Origin of the sequence: Mesorhizobium sp. M0771 (assembly GCF_040320155.1) — a bacterium.
Lineage (GTDB): Bacteria > Pseudomonadota > Alphaproteobacteria > Rhizobiales > Rhizobiaceae > Mesorhizobium.
In genome coordinates, this window is record NZ_JAMYPC010000008.1 from 249,510 (window position 1) to 271,007 (window position 21,498).

At 62.4% G+C, this 21,498-nt stretch carries 23 protein-coding genes; 16 read left to right on the forward strand and 7 right to left on the reverse strand.

Annotation, left to right across the window (positions count from 1 at the left end):
- The first annotated feature begins 46 nt into the window (after positions 1–46).
- The 4 genes from NKI05_RS15405 (at position 47) to NKI05_RS15420 (ending at position 4,023) form a co-directional block, all read left to right on the forward strand.
- The gene (locus NKI05_RS15405) at positions 47–964 is read left to right on the forward strand and encodes a right-handed parallel beta-helix repeat-containing protein (RefSeq protein WP_023713078.1); all 918 of its coding nucleotides are present in this window, start codon (positions 47–49) and stop codon (positions 962–964) included.
- 432 nt (positions 965–1,396) lie between these two features.
- Positions 1,397–2,362 (forward strand): right-handed parallel beta-helix repeat-containing protein, encoded by a 966-nt coding sequence (locus NKI05_RS15410; protein WP_023698007.1) that lies wholly within the window; start codon positions 1,397–1,399, stop codon positions 2,360–2,362.
- Between the two features lie 160 nt (positions 2,363–2,522).
- Positions 2,523–3,125 carry a YqhG/Tai3 family protein gene (locus NKI05_RS15415; RefSeq protein ID WP_023698008.1) on the forward strand — a complete coding sequence of 201 codons (603 nt, stop codon included), beginning with the start codon at positions 2,523–2,525 and terminating at the stop codon, positions 3,123–3,125.
- Between the two features lie 28 nt (positions 3,126–3,153).
- Positions 3,154–4,023, forward strand: a complete 870-nt coding sequence (locus NKI05_RS15420; RefSeq protein ID WP_023698009.1) for an alpha/beta hydrolase — start codon at positions 3,154–3,156, stop codon at positions 4,021–4,023.
- 7 nt (positions 4,024–4,030) lie between these two features.
- On the opposite strand, the gene queF is transcribed toward NKI05_RS15420, so the two are convergent.
- Positions 4,031–4,492: a preQ(1) synthase gene (gene queF, locus NKI05_RS15425; RefSeq protein ID WP_023682931.1), complete on the reverse strand. Its 462-nt coding sequence runs from the start codon at positions 4,490–4,492 to the stop codon at positions 4,031–4,033.
- Positions 4,493–4,632: 140 nt separating this feature from the next.
- Here queF and NKI05_RS15430 point away from each other — a divergent pair, with 140 nt between their 5' ends.
- Complete coding sequence (locus NKI05_RS15430; RefSeq protein ID WP_023816268.1) at positions 4,633–6,678, forward strand: oxidoreductase; 2,046 nt, start codon at positions 4,633–4,635, stop codon at positions 6,676–6,678.
- A 218-nt stretch (positions 6,679–6,896) separates the two neighbouring features.
- Here NKI05_RS15430 and NKI05_RS15435 read toward each other — a convergent pair whose 3' ends face one another.
- Positions 6,897–7,304 (reverse strand): hypothetical protein, encoded by a 408-nt coding sequence (locus NKI05_RS15435; RefSeq protein ID WP_023682929.1) that lies wholly within the window; start codon positions 7,302–7,304, stop codon positions 6,897–6,899.
- Between the two features lie 192 nt (positions 7,305–7,496).
- Between NKI05_RS15435 and NKI05_RS15440 the strand changes: the two genes are divergently transcribed.
- Positions 7,497–7,901 (forward strand): MarR family winged helix-turn-helix transcriptional regulator, encoded by a 405-nt coding sequence (locus NKI05_RS15440; RefSeq protein ID WP_023672921.1) that lies wholly within the window; start codon positions 7,497–7,499, stop codon positions 7,899–7,901.
- A 21-nt stretch (positions 7,902–7,922) separates the two neighbouring features.
- Here NKI05_RS15440 and NKI05_RS15445 read toward each other — a convergent pair whose 3' ends face one another.
- On the reverse strand, positions 7,923–9,989 hold the full coding sequence (locus NKI05_RS15445) for a putative bifunctional diguanylate cyclase/phosphodiesterase (RefSeq protein WP_352792586.1): 2,067 nt from the start codon (positions 9,987–9,989) through the stop codon (positions 7,923–7,925).
- 309 nt (positions 9,990–10,298) lie between these two features.
- Here NKI05_RS15445 and NKI05_RS15450 point away from each other — a divergent pair, with 309 nt between their 5' ends.
- The 3 genes from NKI05_RS15450 (at position 10,299) to NKI05_RS15460 (ending at position 13,332) form a co-directional block, all read left to right on the forward strand.
- Positions 10,299–11,486, forward strand: a complete 1,188-nt coding sequence (locus NKI05_RS15450) for a glycine C-acetyltransferase (protein ID WP_023672919.1) — start codon at positions 10,299–10,301, stop codon at positions 11,484–11,486.
- 169 nt (positions 11,487–11,655) lie between these two features.
- On the forward strand, positions 11,656–12,690 hold the full coding sequence (gene tdh, locus NKI05_RS15455) for an L-threonine 3-dehydrogenase (RefSeq protein ID WP_023672918.1): 1,035 nt from the start codon (positions 11,656–11,658) through the stop codon (positions 12,688–12,690).
- Positions 12,691–12,708: 18 nt separating this feature from the next.
- Positions 12,709–13,332, forward strand: a complete 624-nt coding sequence (locus NKI05_RS15460) for a DUF4304 domain-containing protein (RefSeq protein ID WP_023672917.1) — start codon at positions 12,709–12,711, stop codon at positions 13,330–13,332.
- Positions 13,333–13,363: 31 nt separating this feature from the next.
- Here the strand turns inward: NKI05_RS15460 and NKI05_RS15465 are convergent, their stop codons facing one another.
- Positions 13,364–13,801 (reverse strand): MarR family winged helix-turn-helix transcriptional regulator, encoded by a 438-nt coding sequence (locus NKI05_RS15465; protein ID WP_023724852.1) that lies wholly within the window; start codon positions 13,799–13,801, stop codon positions 13,364–13,366.
- Between the two features lie 124 nt (positions 13,802–13,925).
- Between NKI05_RS15465 and hmgA the strand changes: the two genes are divergently transcribed.
- Genes hmgA through NKI05_RS15490 form a run of 5 tightly spaced genes read left to right on the forward strand, consistent with a single transcriptional unit; the run spans position 13,926 to position 17,991 of the window.
- Positions 13,926–15,239 (forward strand): homogentisate 1,2-dioxygenase, encoded by a 1,314-nt coding sequence (gene hmgA / locus NKI05_RS15470; RefSeq protein WP_023816266.1) that lies wholly within the window; start codon positions 13,926–13,928, stop codon positions 15,237–15,239.
- Between the two features lie 10 nt (positions 15,240–15,249).
- Complete coding sequence (locus tag NKI05_RS15475; RefSeq protein ID WP_023816265.1) at positions 15,250–16,137, forward strand: MBL fold metallo-hydrolase; 888 nt, start codon at positions 15,250–15,252, stop codon at positions 16,135–16,137.
- Positions 16,134–17,147, forward strand: a complete 1,014-nt coding sequence (locus NKI05_RS15480; protein WP_023672913.1) for a fumarylacetoacetate hydrolase family protein — start codon at positions 16,134–16,136, stop codon at positions 17,145–17,147. Before NKI05_RS15475 ends, NKI05_RS15480 begins: the two co-directional genes overlap by 4 nt.
- Positions 17,148–17,161: 14 nt before the next feature.
- Positions 17,162–17,458, forward strand: a complete 297-nt coding sequence (locus NKI05_RS15485; RefSeq protein ID WP_023682921.1) for a hypothetical protein — start codon at positions 17,162–17,164, stop codon at positions 17,456–17,458.
- Positions 17,455–17,991 carry a DinB family protein gene (locus tag NKI05_RS15490; RefSeq protein ID WP_023672911.1) on the forward strand — a complete coding sequence of 179 codons (537 nt, stop codon included), beginning with the start codon at positions 17,455–17,457 and terminating at the stop codon, positions 17,989–17,991. The genes NKI05_RS15485 and NKI05_RS15490 overlap by 4 nt, the downstream gene beginning before the upstream one ends.
- Positions 17,992–17,994: 3 nt before the next feature.
- On the opposite strand, the gene NKI05_RS15495 is transcribed toward NKI05_RS15490, so the two are convergent.
- Positions 17,995–18,219, reverse strand: coding sequence for a type II toxin-antitoxin system Phd/YefM family antitoxin (locus NKI05_RS15495; RefSeq protein WP_023672910.1), 225 nt, complete (start codon positions 18,217–18,219; stop codon positions 17,995–17,997).
- 57 nt (positions 18,220–18,276) lie between these two features.
- Positions 18,277–19,392: a 4-hydroxyphenylpyruvate dioxygenase gene (gene hppD, locus NKI05_RS15500; protein ID WP_023672909.1), complete on the reverse strand. Its 1,116-nt coding sequence runs from the start codon at positions 19,390–19,392 to the stop codon at positions 18,277–18,279.
- 139 nt (positions 19,393–19,531) lie between these two features.
- On the opposite strand from hppD, the gene NKI05_RS15505 reads away from it, so the two are divergent.
- Positions 19,532–19,999, forward strand: a complete 468-nt coding sequence (locus NKI05_RS15505) for an Lrp/AsnC family transcriptional regulator (RefSeq protein WP_023672908.1) — start codon at positions 19,532–19,534, stop codon at positions 19,997–19,999.
- A 220-nt stretch (positions 20,000–20,219) separates the two neighbouring features.
- On the opposite strand, the gene NKI05_RS15510 is transcribed toward NKI05_RS15505, so the two are convergent.
- Positions 20,220–20,558, reverse strand: coding sequence for a protein tyrosine phosphatase family protein (locus NKI05_RS15510; protein ID WP_023672907.1), 339 nt, complete (start codon positions 20,556–20,558; stop codon positions 20,220–20,222).
- A 206-nt stretch (positions 20,559–20,764) separates the two neighbouring features.
- Here NKI05_RS15510 and NKI05_RS15515 point away from each other — a divergent pair, with 206 nt between their 5' ends.
- Positions 20,765–21,109, forward strand: a complete 345-nt coding sequence (locus tag NKI05_RS15515; protein ID WP_023682919.1) for a RidA family protein — start codon at positions 20,765–20,767, stop codon at positions 21,107–21,109.
- Positions 21,110–21,498 lie beyond the last annotated feature (389 nt).

Below are 21,498 nucleotides of genomic sequence, written 5' to 3' on the forward strand. Positions count from 1 at the left end.
GAAATCGATCACATATCTATTGTCATCAATTCTAGTTGCAATTGTAGTGGCTTGTCTTGCCACGCCGGCGTCCGCACAGGCGACCCGGACATGGGTTTCCGGTGTTGGCGACGACGCCAATCCGTGCAGCCGTACCGCACCTTGCAAGACCTTCGCCGGTGCGATCTCGAAAACCGCCGCCGGCGGCGAAATCAATTGCATCGATCCAGGCGGCTTCGGCGGGGTGACCATCACCAAATCCATGACGATCGCCTGCGAGGACGTTGAGGCGGGCGTGTTGAATGCGTCGGTGAATGGCATCATCGTCAACGCGTTGGCGACCGACATCATCGTTCTGCGCGGTCTCGATATCGACAGCGCGACGGCTGGGCCAGGTCTCAATGGAATCCGGTTTCTTGCCGGCGCCGCCTTGCATGTCGAGGATTGCGTCATTCGCGACAACACGGCTGCGGCGCCGAACGGCAACGGCATTTTGTTCGCACCGTCGGGCACAGCCGAACTTTATGTCAGCAACTCGTTCATCACCGGCAACAATGACGGCATTCATATCCAGCCGACCGCCGGCGGCGTTGCCAAGGTCATCATTGAGAACTCGACCATTGACAACAACAACCTGGCCGGTGTGAAGGCTGACGGCACAAGCAACACGGGCGGCTCCAACACGACGATCGTGAACAGCAGCGTGTCGGGCAACACCAACGCCGGCATCAGCATATTCAATCCGGCTGGTGGGCCGGTGATCAGCATGATGGTTGACGGCGTTGCCGTCGCCAATAACGGCGTGGTCGGCGGGCTGCGTGTCGATGGCGCCAACGCAACCATCCGCGTCGGCCGCTCGACCATCTCCGGCAATGGCACCGGCACGGTCATCGTCAACGGCGGGTTGATCTCGTCTTACGGCACCAACCAGCTCAACGGCAACACTGCTGACGGCCCCAATCCGCCAACCATCGCGCTGAAATAGCTGCAGGGTTAACTGTTGATAGCAACGCTTGGCGCGGCAACACCGCGCCAAGTGCATTTTATGGCTGGACGCGCAACCAGTTTGAATGACCGGGCGGGTCCCGGAGTACTGCCACCAGTCCTCTCTGTCGTTGTCGACTGCCAGTCCTGATGACATGATCTCGAGGCAGGACCACGCGAAGTAGGGCGTGGCTGACAGCCAGATTACAAGACGACCGAAATCGATGTCTTGCCAAGGGCGCCCGATTTGTCGGTCCGCTCCACCGGGCTGTCAGTGAGACCATCGCAATCTTCGCGGGGATCGCTTTTGCCGGCCGAGAAACAGAGCCGATTTCAGATTGAATTGTGGTCTAGTTGCTCTTTTGGCTGTGGTGTGTTAGATTTCTATTGCATATCTGCAATAGTAGTTGTTTTCCATTGAGGGGGTGAGAAGATGAATAAAATTGTATACATGGTATCTTCTATTTTAATCGCCATGGTGATGGCTTGTCTTGCCACGCCGGCGTCCGCGCAGGCGCCCCGGACGTGGGTTTCCGGCGTTGGCGACGACGTCAATCCGTGCAGCCGCACCGCACCTTGTAAGACTTTCGCCGGCGCGATTTCGAAAACGGCTGCCGGCGGCGAAATCAATTGCGTCGACCCGGGCGGCTTTGGCGCGGTGACGATCACCAAGTCGATAACGATCGCTTGCGAGGACGTCGAGGCAGGCATATCGAATGCGGGGACGCAAGTGACCATCAACGCGTTGGCGACCGACGTCGTCGTTCTGCGAGGTCTCGATATCGACACAGCGACGGCATCGCCTGGAATCAATGGCGTCCGCTTTCTCGTCGGCGCCGCCTTGCACATCGAGGATTGCGTCATTCGTGGCAACAGCTCTGCGGCGCCGAACGGCAACGGCATCCTGTTCGCACCGTCGGGCGCGTCCGAACTCTATATCACCAACAGCTTCATCACCGGCAACGGCGCGGACGGCGTTCATATCCAGCCGACCGCAGCCGGCGTTGCCAAGGTCATCATCGAGAACTCGACGATCGAGAACAACAACCTGGCCGGCGTGAAGGCTGACGGCACCAGCAACACGGGCGGCTCCAACACGACGATCGTGGATAGCAGCGTGTCGGGCAACACGAATGCCGGCATCAGCATCCTGAATCCGGTCGGCGGGCCTGCGATCAACATCATGGTTGACGGCGTTGCCGTGGCCAACAACGGAGCGGCAGGCGGCCTGCGTGCCGACGGCGCCAACGCGACCATCCGGGTCGGCAGATCGACGATCTCCGGTAATACGACGGGCACGGCCATCGTTAATGGCGGTGTCATATCGTCCTATGGCACCAATCAGCTCAACGGCAACACGGCTGACGGTCCGAACCCGCCAACCATTGCGCAGAAATAGGTTTGCGGATTGCAGCGCTTCGCGCGGGAACCACCCGGGCGAAGCAAGCAATCGAGGGCTTGTTAGCTTCCTCAAAGTCTGCATCTTTGCCGCCAGGCGCCGATGACATGGCTGAACGTTTCGGCCGGTATGTGACTGATCGGGCCTGGAGTGATGCGTGATGGCCCATAGCCGTCTTCCGACTTTGTTGACTGTATGCCTGCTGGCAGGATTGAACACGGCTGCCGCTCAAGGGCTGCTCGGTCCGCCACCTGCAAATGCCCCGGCCGAGACAGTGCCGGGCGGCGCAGCACCGCCCGCAAATCCACCCGGGACAGCGGTGGAACCGGCAACACCGCCGGTTGGGTGGCCGCCGGCCGAGCCGGCCGCGCCCGTCCTGGCGGGCTCGCCGACGGCTGTGGTCAAGCCGTTCTACGAACATCTCGGACTGGAGCTCGATCCGACCCAGCGCAAGAACTTCGTCGACCCGGCCAAGACCGTACTCGACAAGAGCGACGCGTTGCGCAAATCCGGGCAGGGCGAATGCCTCGACCCCAACATGGCGCTCGACAATGCCGATTACGACAAGCTTGCGATCGACAAGAGCCTGAAGAGCATCGAGGCCGTCAATGGTGATCAGGCCAAGGTGGTGGTCGCCTTCGTCGTCGAAGGCAACCAGCACCGGCTGGAGTGGAAGCTGAAGAAGGTCGACGGCGACTGGAAGATATCCGATCTGCTTTCGGTGACCGGTGAATGGGCGCTCAGCCAGTATCAGTGCGAATAAGCCGCCGATTGTTTCCGGGTGGTCGGCAATGAAGCTTCGCGTTTTGCTCGCGATCGCGCTGGTCGGGTTGGGCGCTGCCGGCTGCGGCCTCGACTGGCAAATCGGCACGATGCTGATCGCCCGCGCGCCTTGGCAAGCTTTGGCGGCTCCCGGCGATTTGCCCGTCGAGCGCGTCGTGCTCGACCAGCCCGGCGCTCCTGATCTGGTCGGCTGGGCGGCTGATCGAAAGGGCAGCTGCGGCGCGGTCGTACTGCTGCATGGGCGCGGCGCCAACAGGCTGGCCCTGGTTCAAAGAGCGAAACTTTTGTTCGACGCCGGCTATTCCGTCGTCCTGTTCGACCTGTCCGGGCACGGCGAGAGCGGCGGTGCCATTCAAGGTTTCGGCTACACGGAAGCGCAGGACGCCGCCCGCATCATTGCCTATGCCAGGCAACGTTTTCCTGGCCAGAAGCTTGGCGCTGTCGGCTCGTCGCTAGGCGCCGCTGCTTTCGTCTTTGCGGCACAGCAAGCGCCCGCCGATGCCTATGTTCTGGAGCAGCTTTACGCGAGTTTGCGCGAGACCACGGCATGGCGCATGCCTTTCAACTTCTGGCGCGGTTTTCAGGCCGATGTGCTTTTGGCGCAGATGCCGCTTCGTCTGGGGTTGAGCGCAGACAATGTCAGGCCGGTCGATCGCCTCGGCCAGATCGGTGAACCGCTGATGCTGCTTGCGGGAAGCACCGATCCCTTCATCGATCGCAGCCAGGTGCAGGCGCTGCACAGCGCTGCTGCCGGCTCACAACTGGTCTGGTTCGAAGGAGCGGGCCATGTGGACCTGCTGCGGTATGACCAGCCGCGCTATCGCGATGCCGTCCTTCCCTTTCTGGCGACAAAGCTCTGCCGAGCCGCCTATGGCTGACGTCAGTTCAGCCACGGCCGCGATAGGGGGCAACGCCGGTGTCGGGCAACCAGGCGCCTTCGGGCGGAGCGCCGGTCTGCCAGAAGACATCGATCGGAATGCCGCCGCGCGGATACCAATAGCCGCCTATGCGCAACCACAGCGGCTTCGTTGCCGCCACAATGCGGCGGCCGATCATCACCGTGCAGTCTTCATGGAAAGCGCCATGGTTGCGAAACGAGGTCATGAACAGTTTGAGCGACTTCGATTCCACGAGCGTGGCATCGGGTGCGTAGTCGATGACGATATGAGCGAAATCCGGCTGTCCGGTTACCGGGCAGAGCGAGGTGAATTCCGGGCAGGTGAAGCGCACGATCGCCGGCGGTCCGTCGCCGCGCTGGAACGGCACGGTCTCCAGGACCGCGGTCTCCGGGCTCTGTGGCGTCTCGACGTGGGCGCCGAGCTGGGTGAGGGTTTTGGTATCGATCATCGCGGTTTTCCTGGGGATTTTCCGCGCTCATTAGCACCGGACCGAAAAGTGTGCAGCGATTTTCGAATAAATTCGATGCTTAAGACAAGAACTGGAGCAGCACGCGCTGCTCCGACACAAATTGGAATGGCAGGAAGATGATGACCAGCAACGACCCGCTTCTCCAGCCTTACCAGCTCAAACACCTGACGCTGAAGAACAGGGTGATGTCGACCAGCCACGAGCCGGCCTATTCCGAGGACGGCATGCCGAAACAGCGCTACCGGCTCTACCACGCCGAAAAGGCCAAGGGCGGCATGGCGCTGACCATGACGGCGGGCTCGGCGATCGTCTCGCGCGACAGCCCGGCCGCCTTTGGCAATCTGCATGTCTATGACGACCGCATCGTGCCGTGGCTGGCCGAACTGGCGGACGCCTGCCACGAGCATGACTGCAAGGTGATGATCCAGATCACCCATCTTGGTCGCCGCACCGGCTGGAACAAGGCCGACTGGCTGCCGGTGCTGTCGGCTTCGCCGGTGCGTGAGCCGGCGCACCGCGCGTTCCCCAAAACCATCGAGGACTGGGACATCGAGCGCATCGTCGCCGACTATGCGTCGGCTGCGCAGCGCTGCCAGGCGGCCGGCCTCGACGGCATCGAGTTCGAATCCTACGGCCATCTGATGGACGGCTTCTGGTCGCCGGCCACAAACCATCGCGACGACGAGTTCGGCGGTTCGCTCGACAACCGGCTGCGCTTCACCGACATGGTGCTGGATGCCGTGCGAGCGGCCGTCGGTGAGAAGTTCATCGTCGGCATCCGCATGGTCGCCGATGAGGACTTTGACAAAGGCCTGTCGAAGGCCGAGGGCGTCGAGATCGCGAGACGGCTCGCCAATTCTGGCAAGGTCGATTTCCTGAACATCATCCGCGGCTCGATCGAAAGCGACGCGGCGCTCACCAAGGTTATCCCGGTGACCGGCATGCGCTCTTCGCCGCATCTCGATTTCGCCGGCGAGGTGAGGGCGGCAACAAAATTCCCGACCTTCCATGCGGCGCGGATTTCCGATGTCGCCACGGCGCGCCACGCCATCGCGACCGGCAAGCTCGATATGGTCGGCATGACCCGCGCCCATATCGCCGACCCGCACATCATCAAGAAGGTCATGGAAGGTCGCGAGCACGAGATCCGGCCTTGCGTCGGCGCCACCTATTGCCTCGATCGTATCTATGAAGGCGGCGAAGCGCTCTGTGTCCACAATGCCGCGACCGGCCGCGAGGCCGAGATTCCGCATATCATCGTCATGACCGAAGGGCCCAGGCGGAACGTCGTCGTCGTTGGCGCTGGCGCTGGCGGGCTCGAGGCAGCTCGCGTCATGGCCGAACGTGGCCATCATGTCACGGTGCTTGAAGCCTCCGGTCAGGCCGGCGGCCAGGTCCGGCTCGCGACGCAGAACCCGCGCCGCAAGGAACTGATCGGCATCATCGACTGGCGGCTGGCCGAACTCGACCGGCTCGGCGTCGGGATCCGCTACGATACATGGGCCGAGCAGGACGATGTGCTGGCGCTGTCGCCCGATGTGGTGGTGATCGCCACCGGCGGCCTGCCGCAGAACCCGCCGCTGACATCGGGCGACAATCTCGTCACGTCGAGCTGGGACATCATGGCCGGCAGCGTCAAGCCGGCGGAGAACGTGCTGCTCTTCGACGACAATGGCGGCCATCAGGGCATGGGCGCGGCGGAGCTGATCGCCAATGCCGGTTCGAAGCTGGACCTGGTTTCGCCGGAGCGCTTCTTCGCCCCCGAAATGGGCGGCATGAACCACGTGCCCTATATGCGCGCCTTCCAGGAGAAGGGCGTCACCATCACCATCAACACCAGGCTGCGCTCGGTACGGCGCGAGGGCAACCAGCTGGTCGCCGAACTCGCCTCCGACTTTGCCGACGGCTGGCGCGGCGAGAGGCGGGTCGACCAGGTGGTGGTCGAGCACGGCACGGCGCCGCTCGACGATCTCTATCTCCAGCTGAAACCGCTGTCGAAGAATGGTGGCGCGGTCGACTATGAGCGGCTGGTCGGCGGCGGCGATATTTTTCCTTCACGCAATCCCGAAGGCGGCTTCGTGCTGTTGCGCATCGGCGATGCAGTCGCCTCGCGCAACATCCATGCCGCCATCTATGACGGCATCAGGTTCGGCTTGCGGGTTTGAGCCTACAAGCCGGCCTACGGCTTGTTCCAAAGCTCGATCTCACCCTTCCGGCGGGCGCATCTCGATCGATCAAAGTGATGGGTGGCGCGCAGCCAAACCTCTGTGCGGAGAGCCACCTTGCACATCCGTCCGAACTGCGCCGCGTACGCCACCAGCCGAGAGCCAGGCGACGCACGATGCGGAATGGTCTTCAACCGGGAGGCGACGCGCGGCAGGGCTCAAATCATCCTGGCGGTCGCCATGCAAAGCACGGTGAGCACCAGCAGCCAGGCGGCGATGCGCTCGCCGCGGGCCATTTTGGTGCGCAGCGCCGCTTCCGTTGCGACGTCCGCGCCGGCAAGCTGCCGGCTGGTCTTGCGGACGACGACGCTGAGAACGCCGGCAGCGGCGAAGGCGGCCAGGATGCCTAGCGCCAGCACCATTTCCATCGAGCCGAAATAGGCGCCGTGGAAGAAATACCAGAGCAGGGCGCCGGTCACGAACACCATGCCGGCCGAGCCCATTTGCGGTCCGATAAAGCGCTCCGCCCTGATCTCGGGGTCGCGGGCAAGCGTGATGGTGGTGCCGGCCCAGAACACACCGGCCATGACGTGAAGGCCGATAACGACGATGTAGACATATTGCATGACCGCTTCCTCCTTGCCCGCCGCCCGTCCTCGGATCCCTGTCGAATGCAGGATGATACGAACTCGGTAGATCGACACCCATGATAGTTAGGTATCAAATGGTTCGATGTCAATGTATAATGCCGCGTTCCATCGCTCGGCGCCTTGTTCTACTGTCGGCGCATGACTCCCTTTGACCGTCCGCCAATCGGCATGAATCTCGCGCGCACCTCCAAGCTGGTGGCGCAGGCATTTGACGCCGCTTTGGTCGAGGCCGGGGGCACGCTGCCGGTGTGGCTGACCTTGCTTTCGGTCAAGTCGAGCGAGCTTGCCAACCAACGCGAACTTGCCGGCATGATCGGCATCCAGGGCGCCACGCTCACCCACCATCTCAACGCCATGGAGGCGCAAGGCTTGCTGACGCGCCGCCGCGATCCGGACAACCGCCGGGTTCATCTGGTCGAGCTGACGCAGGCGGGCGAAACGATGTTCCTGAAGCTGCGGGCGGCGGCTCTCATCTTCGACAAGCGGCTGCGCGCGGGATTGCCGGACGACAGGCTGGCGGAGTTCGCCGAGGTGCTGGCGGCATTGCGGGCGAATGTCGCGCCGGCCAAATGACCGGCACCGGTGGGCAATAGTCTAGGCTAAATTGCCCTGAAGCACCTTCAGCTTGGCTTTCTTCGGGCTGCGCGCCAGCAGCCATTCGCGCGCTTTGTCCTGCGGCATCGGGAAGGCGATGGAATAGCCCTGCACCTGATCGCAGCCGATTGCCATCAGCGAATCGAGCTCGGCTTCGGTTTCCGCGCCCTCGGCGACGATCGAAATGCCGAGACCGCGCGCCAGCTCGGTGATGGCGCGCACGATCTTGGTGTTGTCGCCATTCTCGTTGATGTTCTGGACGAAGCGGCGGTCGATCTTCAGCCGGTCGATCTCGTTGGGATTGACGTGGCTGAGCGAGGCATAGCCGGTGCCGAAATCGTCGAGCTCAAGATGGACGCCGGCAGCGCGGATGTGGCGCAGCTTCGCCGCGATGCCCGTCTTCTCGTCGTCGAGAATGACGGATTCGACGATTTCCAGCGACAGTTTCTGCGGAGCAAGGCCGGCCTTTTCCAGCGTCGCGAACAGGAAGCGGTCGAAGTCGGGTTCGCGCAGCTCGGTGCCGGACACGTTGACGGCAAGCCGGCCGAAAGCGATGCCGGCGCGATCCCATTCGGCTGCTTGCTTGATCGCCTTGGTAAAGACGATGCGGCCGATCTCGGGCATGAAGCCGCATTTTTCGGCGACCGGAATGAACTCGCCCGGCGCAATCATGCCGCGCTCGGCATGCTTCCAGCGCACCAGCGCCTCGATGCCGCTGATGGCGCCGTTGCTCAGCGACACCTGCGGCTGGAAATAGACTTGGAAGGCGTTCTCCGAAATCGCGACCTTGATGTCGTGCTCGAGCTGCTTGCGGTAGTCTAGCTCGCGCCTGAGTTCCTCGGAGAAGAACGAGAAGCTGCCGCCGCCGAGCTTTTTGGCGGAATAGAGCGCGAGGTCGGCGTGGACGAGCAGATCCTCGGCATTGTCGGCGTCGATGGGATAGACGGCAATGCCGGCGCTGGCCCCTGGAAGGATGGTCGTGCCCTGGAAGGTAATCGGCTCGTTGATCTCCTCCAGGATGCGCCGGGCCAGCATGTTGATGTCCTCGGGGCCGCCGGCGCCATTGAGGATCATCACGAATTCGTCGCCGCCAAGGCGCGCGCAGAGATCCGACGCACGGCAGGAATCGCGCATGCGCTGCGCGGTGACGACCAGCACATAGTCGCCGGCGGCGTGGCCGAGTGTGTCGTTGATCTGCTTGAACCGGTCGAGGTCGAGCTGGATGACCGCCAGCCTCTCGCGCCGGCGATGCGCGCCCTTGATCAGCGTTTCGAAGTGGTCGGTCAGGAAGGTGCGGTTGTGCAGGCCGGTCAGCCCGTCATGTACGGCGATGAAGGCCATCGAGTTGCGGGCATCGACAAGCTCGTGCGTCTTGCGCAGGATCGCCTTCGACATCGGCCGGAAGATGAAAAGCGCCACCAGGACGATGACGCCGATGGTGGCGTAGAACAAGGTGCGATGGAGATCGAGGAGCTTTTCCGACCGCTCGTCTGCGAATGCGGCGATGCGTTGGCCGAGCGCGGCATAACCCGACAGCGTCGCATTGGCGACGGAAGCATCGAGATTGACGCGCTCGCCGCCGCCCTTGTAGGCGGCATTGCCGGAGAGCTGGGATTCGAAGGACGAGATCAGCCTTTCGCCATTGGCGACCAGCCCGACCGAGAAATAGTCGAGGTGGAACGGCTTGCCGTAAAGGACGCTCTCGATCGACTTTGGATCGGACAATGCTGGCGACAGTGGGTCGGCTCCCGTCTGTTTGAGCAGCAGGTCGTAGTTCGTCTCGAACTCGGCGGTCGCCTGTTTCAGCGCGGCAACCAGGGCCGGCTGCTTGTCACGCGCGGCGGAGCCGGTTGCGCTGGTCAAAAAGACAATGCGCTGCGACAGCGCCTTCTGGGTGCTGACGATGTCGAGCAGAGTATGGTTGTGCTGTTGCGCCGCCATCATCTGCTGCAGCAGGATGAAGGAGGCCATCACCATGGCGGCGATGATCAGCAGCGCCAGCCAGTAGCCGCTCTTGATCAGCAGGATGAGTTTGCCCGAGACGGTTTGCGCCGGCTGCTGCGACATATTCTAGGTGACCCCTCGGTCGACGGATTTCTGCCACCGATTCGTGGCAAGAACACCATTGCCTTGAAAGGGTTAACAGGTTTGGAAGCCGGCGGAACTGCTGCTTCCGCAGTAAACGAAAGCTGCCGAGATGGTTATCATGTTCTTTCGCGGCATGGCCGTATTCGCGTGCCTGCTACTCTAGCATGCTGGCCATGCGATCGGATCGCGCCAGGGTTGAGGCAGCCGCGCCACCGAAGCGGTCGCTTTTGCGGTGGATTTTTAGTGCGCGTAGCGCGACAGTCGCGCCAATCTCAACAGGACCTGATCATGAGCGCGGCATTCCTCTCCCATATCGACAACGAACTGCAAGGGCTGAAATCCGCCGGGCTCTACAAATCCGAGCGGGTGATCACCTCGACCCAGTCGGCTGAGATCGAAGTCGGCGGCGACAAGGTGCTGAACTTCTGCGCCAACAACTATCTCGGCCTCGCCGACAGCGCCGAGTTGCGCACCGCGGCCAAAGGCGCGCTCGACCGCTACGGTTACGGCATGGCCTCGGTGCGCTTCATCTGCGGCACGCAGGAAGAGCACAAGCAGCTTGAATCAACGATTTCATCCTTCCTCGGCCTGGACGACACCATCCTTTACGGCTCCTGCTTCGACGCCAATGGCGGCCTGTTCGAAACGCTGCTCGGCGAGGAGGATGCGATCATCTCCGATGCGCTGAACCATGCCTCGATCATCGACGGCGTGCGGCTGTCGAAGGCCAAGCGTTTCCGCTATGCCAACAACGACATGGCCGACCTCGAAGCGCGGCTGAAAGAGGCGAAAGACTGCCGCTTCCGCCTGATCGCCACCGACGGCGTGTTCTCCATGGACGGCATCATCGCCAATCTGAAAGGCGTCTGCGACCTCGCGGAAAAGTACGGCGCCATGGTGATGGTCGACGACAGCCATGCCGTCGGCTTCGTCGGCAAGAACGGCCGCGGCTCGGCCGAGCATTGCGGCGTCGAGGGCAGGGTGGATATCATCACCGGCACGCTCGGCAAGGCGCTCGGCGGCGCCTCCGGCGGCTACACCTCCGGCAAAAGCCAGGTCGTCGACTGGCTGCGCCAGCGTTCGCGGCCTTATCTCTTCTCCAACACGCTGATGCCGGCGATTGCCGGCGCTTCCATCAAGGTGTTCGAGCTGATCCGCAATGGCGACGCCCTGCGCGAACGCCTCTATGCCAATGCGGCGCGCTTTCGCTCCGAAATGGGCAAGCTCGGCTTCACGCTGGCCGGCGCCGATCATCCGATCATTCCGGTGATGCTGGGCGATGCCAGCCTGGCGCAGGAAGTGGCGGCGCGCATGCTGAAGCGCGGCATCTATGTCATCGGCTTTTCCTTCCCGGTGGTGCCGAAAGGCCAGGCGCGCATCCGCACGCAGATGTCGGCGGCGCATTCCAGCGCCGACATCGACCGCGCCGTGGCAGCGTTCGCGGCGGTCGGCAAGGAACTGGGCGTGATTGGCTGAGAGTTTTACCCTCCCCCTTTGTGGGGAGGGTCGACTTTCGACCGCTTGCGAAGCAAGCGGGCGGGAGGCGGGGTGGGGGTCTGCAGGGTCACGACCTCCGCCAGTTTTTGACCCCCACCCGGCCCTTCGGGCCACCCTCCCCACAAGGGGGAGGGTAAGGAGTTGTAGCATGTCGAACATGATGAAGGCGCTGGTGAAGGCCAAGGCTGAACCGGGCATCTGGATGGAAGAGGTGCCGGTGCCGGAGATCGGCCCCAACGACGTGCTGATCAAGGTCAAGAAGACGGCGATCTGCGGCACCGACGTCCACATCTACAATTGGGACCAGTGGGCGCAGAAGACCGTGCCGGTGCCGATGGTGACCGGCCATGAATTCGTCGGCACGGTGGCCGATTTCGGCGCTGCGGTCACCGAATACAAGGTCGGCCAGCGTGTCTCCGGCGAAGGTCACATCGTCTGCGGCCATTGCCGCAATTGCCGCGCCGGCAGGGGGCATCTCTGCCGTAACACGCTCGGCGTCGGCGTCAACCGCCCCGGCGCCTTCGGCGAATATCTGGCGATCCCGCAGCACAATGTCGTGCCGATCCCCGACGATGTGCCCGACGAGATCGCCGCGATCTTCGATCCCCTGGGCAATGCCGTCCACACCGCTCTGTCCTTCGACCTGGTCGGTGAAGACGTTCTGGTCACCGGCGCCGGGCCGATCGGCATCATGGGCGCGCTCGTTGCCCAATGTGTGGGGGCGCGAAAAGTCGTCATCACCGACATCAACCCGGTGCGGCTGGCGCTGGCCAAAAAGCTCGGCGTCCAGCATGTCGTCGATGCCTCGAAGGAAAAACTGCGCGACGTTATGCCGGCGCTGGGCATGACCGAGGGTTTTGACGTCGGCCTCGAAATGTCGGGCGCCGCGCCCGCCTTTCGCGACATGATCGACACCATGAACAATGGCGGCAAGATCGCCATTCTGGGCATCGCGCCGACCGGCTTCGAAATCGACTGGAACAAGGTCATCTTCAAGATGCTGCACTTGAAGGGCATCTACGGCCGCGAAATGTTCGAGACTTGGTACAAGATGATCGCCCTGGTGCAGGGGCCGCTGGATGTGTCGGGTCTGATTACGCACCGCATTGGGATCGACGATTTCCAGACGGGGTTTGACGCGATGCGGAGCGGCAGTTCGGGCAAGGTGGTGATGGATTGGTGAGGCACGTGTGGGTGCAAGATGGCGGACAATGAGCACGGTCGTATCATTGCCTCGCAGGCAAAGCTCGTACTGAAGCCGGCCGGATTTCGACGCAAAGGGCAGTCCCGAATCTGGATCGCCGATCGCGGCTTCTGGCTAAGTGTAGTCGAGTTCCAGCCCAGTTCCTGGTCCAAGGGCACTTACCTTAACGTAGCAGTCCACTGGCTCTGGGGTTCGCTTCCGGAAACGATTACCTTCGATCGCGTTGAGCGCATTGGACAGTTCGTTCCGTTCGAGAGCCCGCCACAGTTTCTTCTCGCGGTTGATCAAATGGCCAAGAAGGTCGTCGAAATCGATCAGGTTCACCGATCGATGTTCCCTTCCGTCCAGGCGACAGCGAAAATCCTCGTGAGTGAATTGCAACCGGGCGCCTACGGCGAGTGGGCGGCCTTCCACGCCGGGGTGGCGGCTGGTTTGGCCGGTGGTTTTGAAACGGCAAGGCGACTGTTTGAAAGCGCTCAAAGACACGCGGCTTCGCAAGCGCAGGCGCTTCTAGCCTACATTGATGATCCGGTGGCATTTCGAAGCCGTGTCAGAGGCTTCATTGAAGCCGAACGCGCCTATTACGGTCTAGGGGCGTTGCCTGCCGCATTCGCGATCTGATTTCAGCGACGGTCGAACTTATGGGAAGATCTCAACCCAAGGTGAGTTTTGCCTCCAGCGCCGCCACCCCATTCACAATCGCCGCCCGCTCTTCCGTACCAAGCCTCGCCAGCAACTGCCGTTCAAAGGCTTTCGCCAGCGGCACCATCTCGCGATAGGCGGCCAGTCCCGCCTTGGTCAGCGCCAAATGCTCCACACGCCGATCATTCTCGTCCGGCGTGCGCGTCAGCCAGCGCCGCCGCTCAAGCTCCGCCACCGCCCGCGAAACCTTGGTCTTGTGCATGGCCGACTGCTCGCCGAGCGCCGTCGCGGTCATCGTGCCGCGCTGTCCGAGCCCAGAGAGTGTGCGCCATTCCGGCCGCGTCAGACCGTGACGGTCGCGGTAGATTTTTGAAAATTCTCGGCTGACAGCGTCGGCCAGCCGGTAAAGCCGGTAGGGCAGGAAATTTTCGAGTTCGAGGGTTTCCATATGCGCACCGTGGATGCGGCATCAGCCGTTGATAGTTACATTTTCGATGGTTACAAATGAAACCAGTTTGGTCAACATCGCCGGCAGGCCGCGCTTCGCGGCGGTCGGGATCAGGGAGGATCGGATGGAATTTTCCTACATGCCGGGCTTCGGCAATGATTTTGAGACCGAAACGCTGCCCGGCTCGCTGCCGCAAGGGCGCAATTCCCCGCAGCGGCCGGCTTACGGACTTTATGCCGAGCAGCTCTCGGGCTCGCCCTTCACCGCCCCGCGCGGCACCAATGAGCGCTCCTGGCTCTACCGCATCCGGCCGAGCGTAAAACACACCGGCCGCTTCAAGGCGGCGAGCTATCCCCTGTGGAAGACCGCTCCCAATGTCGGCGACCACGAGCTGGCGCTCGGCCAGTACCGCTGGAACCCGGTGCCGATGCCGAAGGAGCCGACCGATTTCATTCAAGGGATGCGCACCATCACCACCGCCGGCGACGTGCTGGGCCAAAGCGGCATGGCGGCGCATGTCTATGTCGCCAACCGCTCGATGGTCGACGACCATTTCTTCAACGCCGACGGCGAGTTGCTGATTGTCCCCCAGGTCGGTGCCTTGCGCTTTGTCACCGAGATGGGCGTCATCGAGCTTCGGCCCGGCGAGATCGCCGTGCTGCCGCGCGGTCTGGTGTTCAAGGTCGAGCTCGCCGACAAGGAAGTGCGCGGCTATGTCTGCGAGAATTACGGCGCCAAGCTGACGCTGCCCGACCGCGGCCCGATTGGCGCCAACTGCCTGGCCAACCCACGCGACTTCAAGACGCCCAGCGCCTGGTTCGAGGAGAAGGAGACGCCGTGCCGGCTGACGGTGAAATGGTGCGGCAATTTCAACGTCACCGAGATCGGCCATTCGCCGCTCGACGTCGTCGCCTGGCACGGCAACTATGCGCCCTACAAATATGATCTGGCGACGTTTTCGCCGGTCGGCGCCATCCTGTTCGACCATCCCGATCCGTCGATCTTCACCGTGCTGACGGCGCCGAGCGGCGAGGAGGGCACCGCCAATATCGACTTCGTCATCTTCCCGCCGCGCTGGCTGGTGGCGGAAGACACGTTCCGGCCGCCCTGGTACCACCGCAACATCATGAGCGAGTTCATGGGCCTGATCCACGGCCAGTACGACGCCAAGGAAGAAGGTTTTGTCCCGGGCGGCATCAGCCTGCACAATCTGATGCTGGCCCACGGCCCAGACGCGCCTGGCTTCGAAAAGGCCTCGCGCTCGGAGCTGAAACCGGTCAAGCTCGACAACACGATGGCGTTCATGTTCGAGACCCGATTCCCGCAAATGCTGACCCGCTATGGCGCCGAACTCGAAACCCGGCAGGACAATTATATCGACTGCTGGTCCGACCTGAAGAAGCGTTTCAACGGCACGCCGGAGGGCGACTGGTCTTGAGGCCTGCGCGATGAGCGACCGGCTGGTGTGTCTCGGCTCCAAGGGCGGCCCGGCGCTGCGGCCGGGCGGGCCATGGCCGAGTTCGTCGCTGCTGGAACTTGGCGAGCGAACCATCGTCGTCGATTGCGGGTTGGGCGTCACGCGCGGCCTGGTCGATGTCGGCATCAGCCTCAAGGCGCTCGACCTGGTCTTCGTCACCCATCTGCACTCCGATCATGTGCTGGAACTGGGGCCGCTGCTTCACACCGCCTGGACGGCCGGGCTCGCCAGCCCGGTGACGCTGTTCGGACCGCCCGGCACCGGCCACTATTGGCGGCGCTTCTGCCAGGCGATGGAGTTCGACATCGAGATCCGCATCGTCGACGAAGGCAGGCCGGATGTTCGCGAGCTGGTTTCGATTGTGGAATTCGGCGAGGGCGAGATTCTTGCGCAGCGGGGCCTGAAAGTATCGGCACTGCGCGTCGATCATCCGCCGGTGACCGACTGTTTCGCGCTGCGCTTCGAGCATGGCGCACAAAGCATCGTTTTCTCGGCTGACACCGCTTTCTTTCCGCCGCTCGCCGGCTTTGCCAAGGATGCCGACATCCTCGTCCATGAGGCCATGCTGGAGGAGGGCATTGAGCGGCTGGTCGCCAGGACTGGCAATGGCGCACGGCTGAAAGAGCATCTGCTTGCCAGCCACTCATTTGCCGAGCAGGCAGGTCGCATCGCCAGCGATGCCGGGGTGAAGAGGCTGGTGCTCAACCACCTCATTCCGGCCGATGATGCCGCGATCGGCGAGGCCGACTGGGAGGCGGCCGTCAGGAAATCGTGGGCGGGTGACTTGACGATTGCCCGCGACGGCCTTGTTGTGAACTTAGACGGCGCCAAAGCCGCATCAGGAGAGGAAACCGCATGAAGCTTGCCACATTGAGGGACGGGACGCGCGACGGAAAGCTTGTCGTCGTCTCGCGCGACCTGACGCGCTTCACCGACGCCTCGTTCCTGGCGCGCACGCTGCAGGCGGCACTCGACGACTGGCAGCGGATTTCGCCGCACCTGGCGACGATCGCCGAATCGCTGGAGAACAATGCGGTGCCGTCGGCACGCTTCCATGAGCATGACGCCCATTCGCCGCTGCCGCGCGCCTATCAATGGGCCGATGGTTCTGCCTATGTGAACCACGTCGAGCTGGTGCGCAAAGCCCGCGGCGCCGAGATGCCGGCAAGCTTCTGGACCGATCCGCTGATCTACCAGGGTGGCTCGGATTCCTTCATCGCGCCGCGCGAGCCGATCCGCACGGCGGACGAAGCCTTCGGCATCGACATGGAGGCGGAAGTCTCCGTCATCGTCGACGATGTGCCGATGGGCGCCAGCCTCGACCAGGCGCGCGCCGCCATCCGGCTGGTCATGCTGGTCAATGATGTGACGTTGCGCGCGCTCACCGGACCCGAGCTCGCCAAGGGGTTTGGCTTCTTCCAGTCGAAGCCGTCCTCGGCTTTTTCGCCGGTGGCGGTGACGCCGGACGAACTCGGCGACGCCTGGGATGGCGGCAAGGTCAACCTGCCTCTGCTCGCCGACGTCAACGGCAAGCCGTTCGGCCGTGCCAATGCCGGCGTCGACATGACCTTCGACTTCCCGGCGCTGATTGCCCATGCCGCAAAGACACGGCCGCTGGTTGCCGGCACCATCATCGGCTCCGGCACCGTCTCCAACAAGCTGGATGGCGGGCCGGGCAAACCGGTGGCGGCCGGCGGCGCCGGCTATTCCTGCATCGCTGAACTGCGCATGATCGAGACCATTGAGTCTGGCGAGCCCAAGACGCCGTTCCTGCGCTTTGGCGATACAGTGCGTATCGAGATGAAGAATAAAAGCGGAAACTCGATCTTCGGCGCCATCGAGCAGAAGGTCGAGAAGTCCCAGGCATAAGAGGGGGCAATGCAATGACGGGCGAGGCGTTCTACCTGCTGGCCGGCGTCTGGGCGTTGGCCATTCTGGTGGTCTTCATCCAGGCGATCCGGCTGAGCTACCGCATCGAGGCGCGCTCGCCCGATCTGACCAACCACAGTGGCTACCCGCGCAAGGCGATGATGTTTCACACCATCACCAACACCAACGTGGCGCGCGACGAGGAGACACAGGCCATGCGCCGGCGCATGAACCGGCTGCTGCTGATCGTCGTCGCCGGCTTCGCGGTGATGGCGGCAGGCATTGGCCTGATCAGACGAATGAACGCGTGACCCTGCTCGAGCATTTCAGCCGCATGGCCGGCAACAATCTCTGGTCGAACGACCGGCTCTATCGCGCCGTGCTGCAGCTAAACCCCGGCGAATTCGAAGCCGAACGCACCAACTTCTTCCCGTCGATCAAGGCAACGCTCAACCACATCCTTGCGGTCGATCATCTCTATCTCGATTTTCTCGAAGAAGGCGGCGTCGGTGCGGCCGCCTATGACGACTACGTGCCGTTCGATGTGCCGCAGGCGCTGTTTGCCGCCCAGGTCGCAGCAGATCGACGCCTGATCGCCTTTTGCGAGAAGCTGTCGGAGGCGGATCTCGACCGTCAGGTCATCACCGACCGGCGCGAGGATGGCATGATCCCCGAAAAAATCGGCGACATTCTCGCCCATGTCTTCCTGCACGACATCCACCATCGCGGCCAGGTGCACGCGATGCTCTCCGGCACGTCAGTCGCGCCGCCGCAACTGGACGAGTTCTTGCTCGATTATGATTTGAAGGTGAGGAGGGAAGAGGTCGTGCGGCTGGGCCTCTGACCTTTATCTGGTGTACTCGTTCCATTCAGGGCCGAGTTTGTCGAAATCGTCAGAAATCCAAATCTTGCCCTTCAGGGCACCTATGCGCGACAACAAGTCTTCTCGAACTGGTGGCACGAGCCGCGCCGCGATCTTGCCGTGATGAGTGATGACTATCTCCTCGCCGGCCTCCGCGCGGCCGACGAGTTCCGATAGTTTGGCCTTTGCTTCGGTTATGGAGACGTTCACGGCTTGACCCTTGTGATCGAAATTTAGATCAAAGCCGATCGAGCCGCAAACGGGGTTTCAGGCCGCTTTCCCGTCGACCTTGATCACGCCGCGCTTGATCTGGTCCTGCTCGATCGACTCGAACAGCGCGCGGAAATTGCCTTCGCCAAAACCTTCGTCGCCCTTCCTCTGGATGAATTCGAAGAAGATCGGGCCGATCACGGTTTTGGAGAATATCTGCAGCAGGATCTTGGTCATGCCGCCGTCGACCACGCCTTCGCCGTCGATCAGGATGCCGTGCTTCTTCATCCGCTCGATCGGCTCGTCATGCCCGTTCACCCTGTTGTACGACATGTCGTAGTAGGTCTCCGGCGGACCGGGCATGAACTTCAGCCCATTGTCGGCAAGCTTGTCGGTGGCGGCGTAGATCTCGTCGGTGCCGACAGCGATATGCTGGATGCCTTCGCCATTGTACTTCTTCAGATACTCGGCGATCTGGCTGGTGTCGTCCTTGGACTCGTTCAGCGGGATACGGATCTTGCCGCAGGGCGAGGTGATGGCGCGGCTGACGAGGCCGGTGATCTTGCCGTCGATGTCGAAGAAATGGATCTGCTTGAAGCCGAACAATTCGCGATAAAAGTCCCACCATTTGTCCATCTGGCCGCGATAGACATTGTGGGTGAGGTGGTCGAGGAAATAGAAGCCGACGCCTTGGGGCCGCGGGTCGCGTTCGCCCAGCCACTCGAACTCGGCATCATAGGCCGAGCCCTTCTTGCCATAGGCTTCGATGAAATAGAGCAGTGAGCCGCCAATGCCGACAATGGCCGGCACGTCGAGCGCCTTGTCGTTGCCGTCGTAGGGCGTGGCGCCTTTCGATACCGCATGCTCGAACGCATGCTTTGCATCGACCACGCGCCAGGCCATCGAGGCGGCGCAGGGGCCGTGCTTGTCGACGAATTTCATCGCATGCGAGCCGGGCTCGGCATTGACGACATAGTTGATGTCGCCCTGGCGCCAGATGGTGATGTCCTTCGTGCGGTGCTTGGCCACCGCGACATAGCCCATGCGGGTGAACAGCTCGGCGAGCTTCTGCGGCTCCGCATGGGCGAACTCGACGAACTCGAAACCGTCGGTGCCGGCGGGGTTTTCCTTGCTGATCTTGGCGGGCGGGGCGTCGTGCGGAAAGGGACCCATGGCATTCCTCCAAACGGATGGTGGCCGCATCGGACCACGAGATGACGCATGATAGTGCGAAGCAACCGCACGGTGCTTGCATTCAAACGCTTGAAATGATCATCTCGTGCGCAATTCATGCATGATTGGAGATGAATCGATGAATGAAGCGCGCATCGATCAATTTGACCGCAAGATAATGGCTCTCTTGCAGGGCGACGCGCGGCTCACCAACAACGATCTCTCGGAGCGCGTGAACCTGTCGGCATCGCAATGCTCGCGCCGCCGCCAACGGCTGGAGGAGGACGGCTTCATCACGGGCTATCGCGCGGTGCTCGACCGCGACAAGCTTGGATTCTCGCTGGTCAACGTCATCTCGGTGACGCTCGCCACCCACAACCGCGACAATGCGCGGCGCTTCGGCGAATTGCTGGCGCGGCTGCCGGAAGTGCAGGAGGCGCACGCGCTGACCGGTGAGATGGACTACATCTTGAAAGTGGTGACCCCCGATCTGAAATCGCTGTCGGAATTCGTCAACGGCGTGCTGTTGCCGCACGACTCCGTGCAGCATGTAAAGACGGCGATCGTGCTGGAGACGCTGAAGGAGACCGGGGCGCTGCCGATCTAGTTTGAGAGAGTTTCAGTTGATACGTCGGCGGGACAGCACCCCCCTGGCCTGCCGGCCATCTCCCCCGCAAGGAGGGAGATCAGCAGCTTTGTCGACAGCGCTCATCCTGCAACGTCGGCGATTGGCGAAAAGCGAAGGCGACATCCGATCTCCCCCCTTGCGGGGGAGATGTCCGGCAGGACAGAGGGGGGTGTGAGGGATCGCCAGCGCCTCAGGATGCTCACCCCTTGGACTGCTGAATCAGCCCATAAAGATTGGTACACCGCGCGCCGGAGCGGCAATAGGCAAACACCGGGCCTTCGAGCGCGTCGAGCGCTTCGGCCTGGTCCTCGACATTCTCGGCCGTGATCTGGCCGCTGATTACCGGGATGTAGCGGAAGGCCAGCCCCGCGGCTTCGACCGCCGCCTTGACGCTGTCGGCCGAAGGCTGGTCGGGCTGCTCGTCATCCGGCCGGTTGCAGATCACGCTCTTGAAACCGGCTTCCTTGATGGCGGCGGCATCTTCGGGCTGGATCTGGCCCGAGACCGAATAGTCCTCGCTGATTTCGCGATATTCCATGGCTCTCATCCTCCAATCTGGTTTGGCGCAAAGTCTTGCCACTCTCACACGAGGTCGGCAATCCGCGCCGGAAAGAAATCCCTCGGCGCAGATAGACATTTGCGGTCTAAGATCCAACCCAGGCTCAAGAGGTTTCGCGCTGTTGGCCTTGCCCGGAGGCGGCAGCGACTCTAAACAGGCGCACCGACAAACGAAGGAACCATCCCATGAGCATTCGTCGCATCGATGTTGGCCCGCGCATGAGCCAGATCGTCATCCACGGCAACACCGTCTATCTCGCCGGCCAGGTCGGAACGCCCGGCGCCAGCGTTGGCGAACAGACCAGGTCGATCCTCGCATCTATCGACGAACTGCTGGCCAAGGCCGGCACCGACAAGACCAAGATCCTGCAGGCGATCATCTGGCTGGCCGATATGGGCACCTTCGCCGAGATGAACAAGGAATGGGACAAGTGGGTCCCGCAAGGCAACACGCCCGCCCGCGCCACGGGTGAGGCCAAGCTTGCAGGGCCGGAATATGTGGTCGAGATTATTGTTACGGCGGCGATTTAGAGCGCGGCGCCTTACCCTCCCCCTCGAGGGCATAGGCGCTAAGATAGCTTTGGCATGGACTGAAATTTGCGCTTTCGTGGTGGTTCGCGCCAGCGATATCGCAAGGCATGGAGATTTTGACGCAGGGCCGCCAAGGAAGGTTGAGTAAAGATGGTAGCGATCAGAGAGGCGACGATCTGGCGGGTGGCGCGCCACAGCAGCGGGCGCCCGTCGCTCAAGGGGGAGAGACACCCAACTCCTGCGAGAGGGGTTCGGTCACAAGCGCGATGAGGAAGTGTGCAAGGATCCAAGGCCTTGCGATCCTTGGGTCCTTGGCGGGAGGAGAGCGCAGCCCGATCAGGCTCTTCAGGCGCTTGAAGGCGAGTTCGATGCGCCAGCGCATGCGGTAG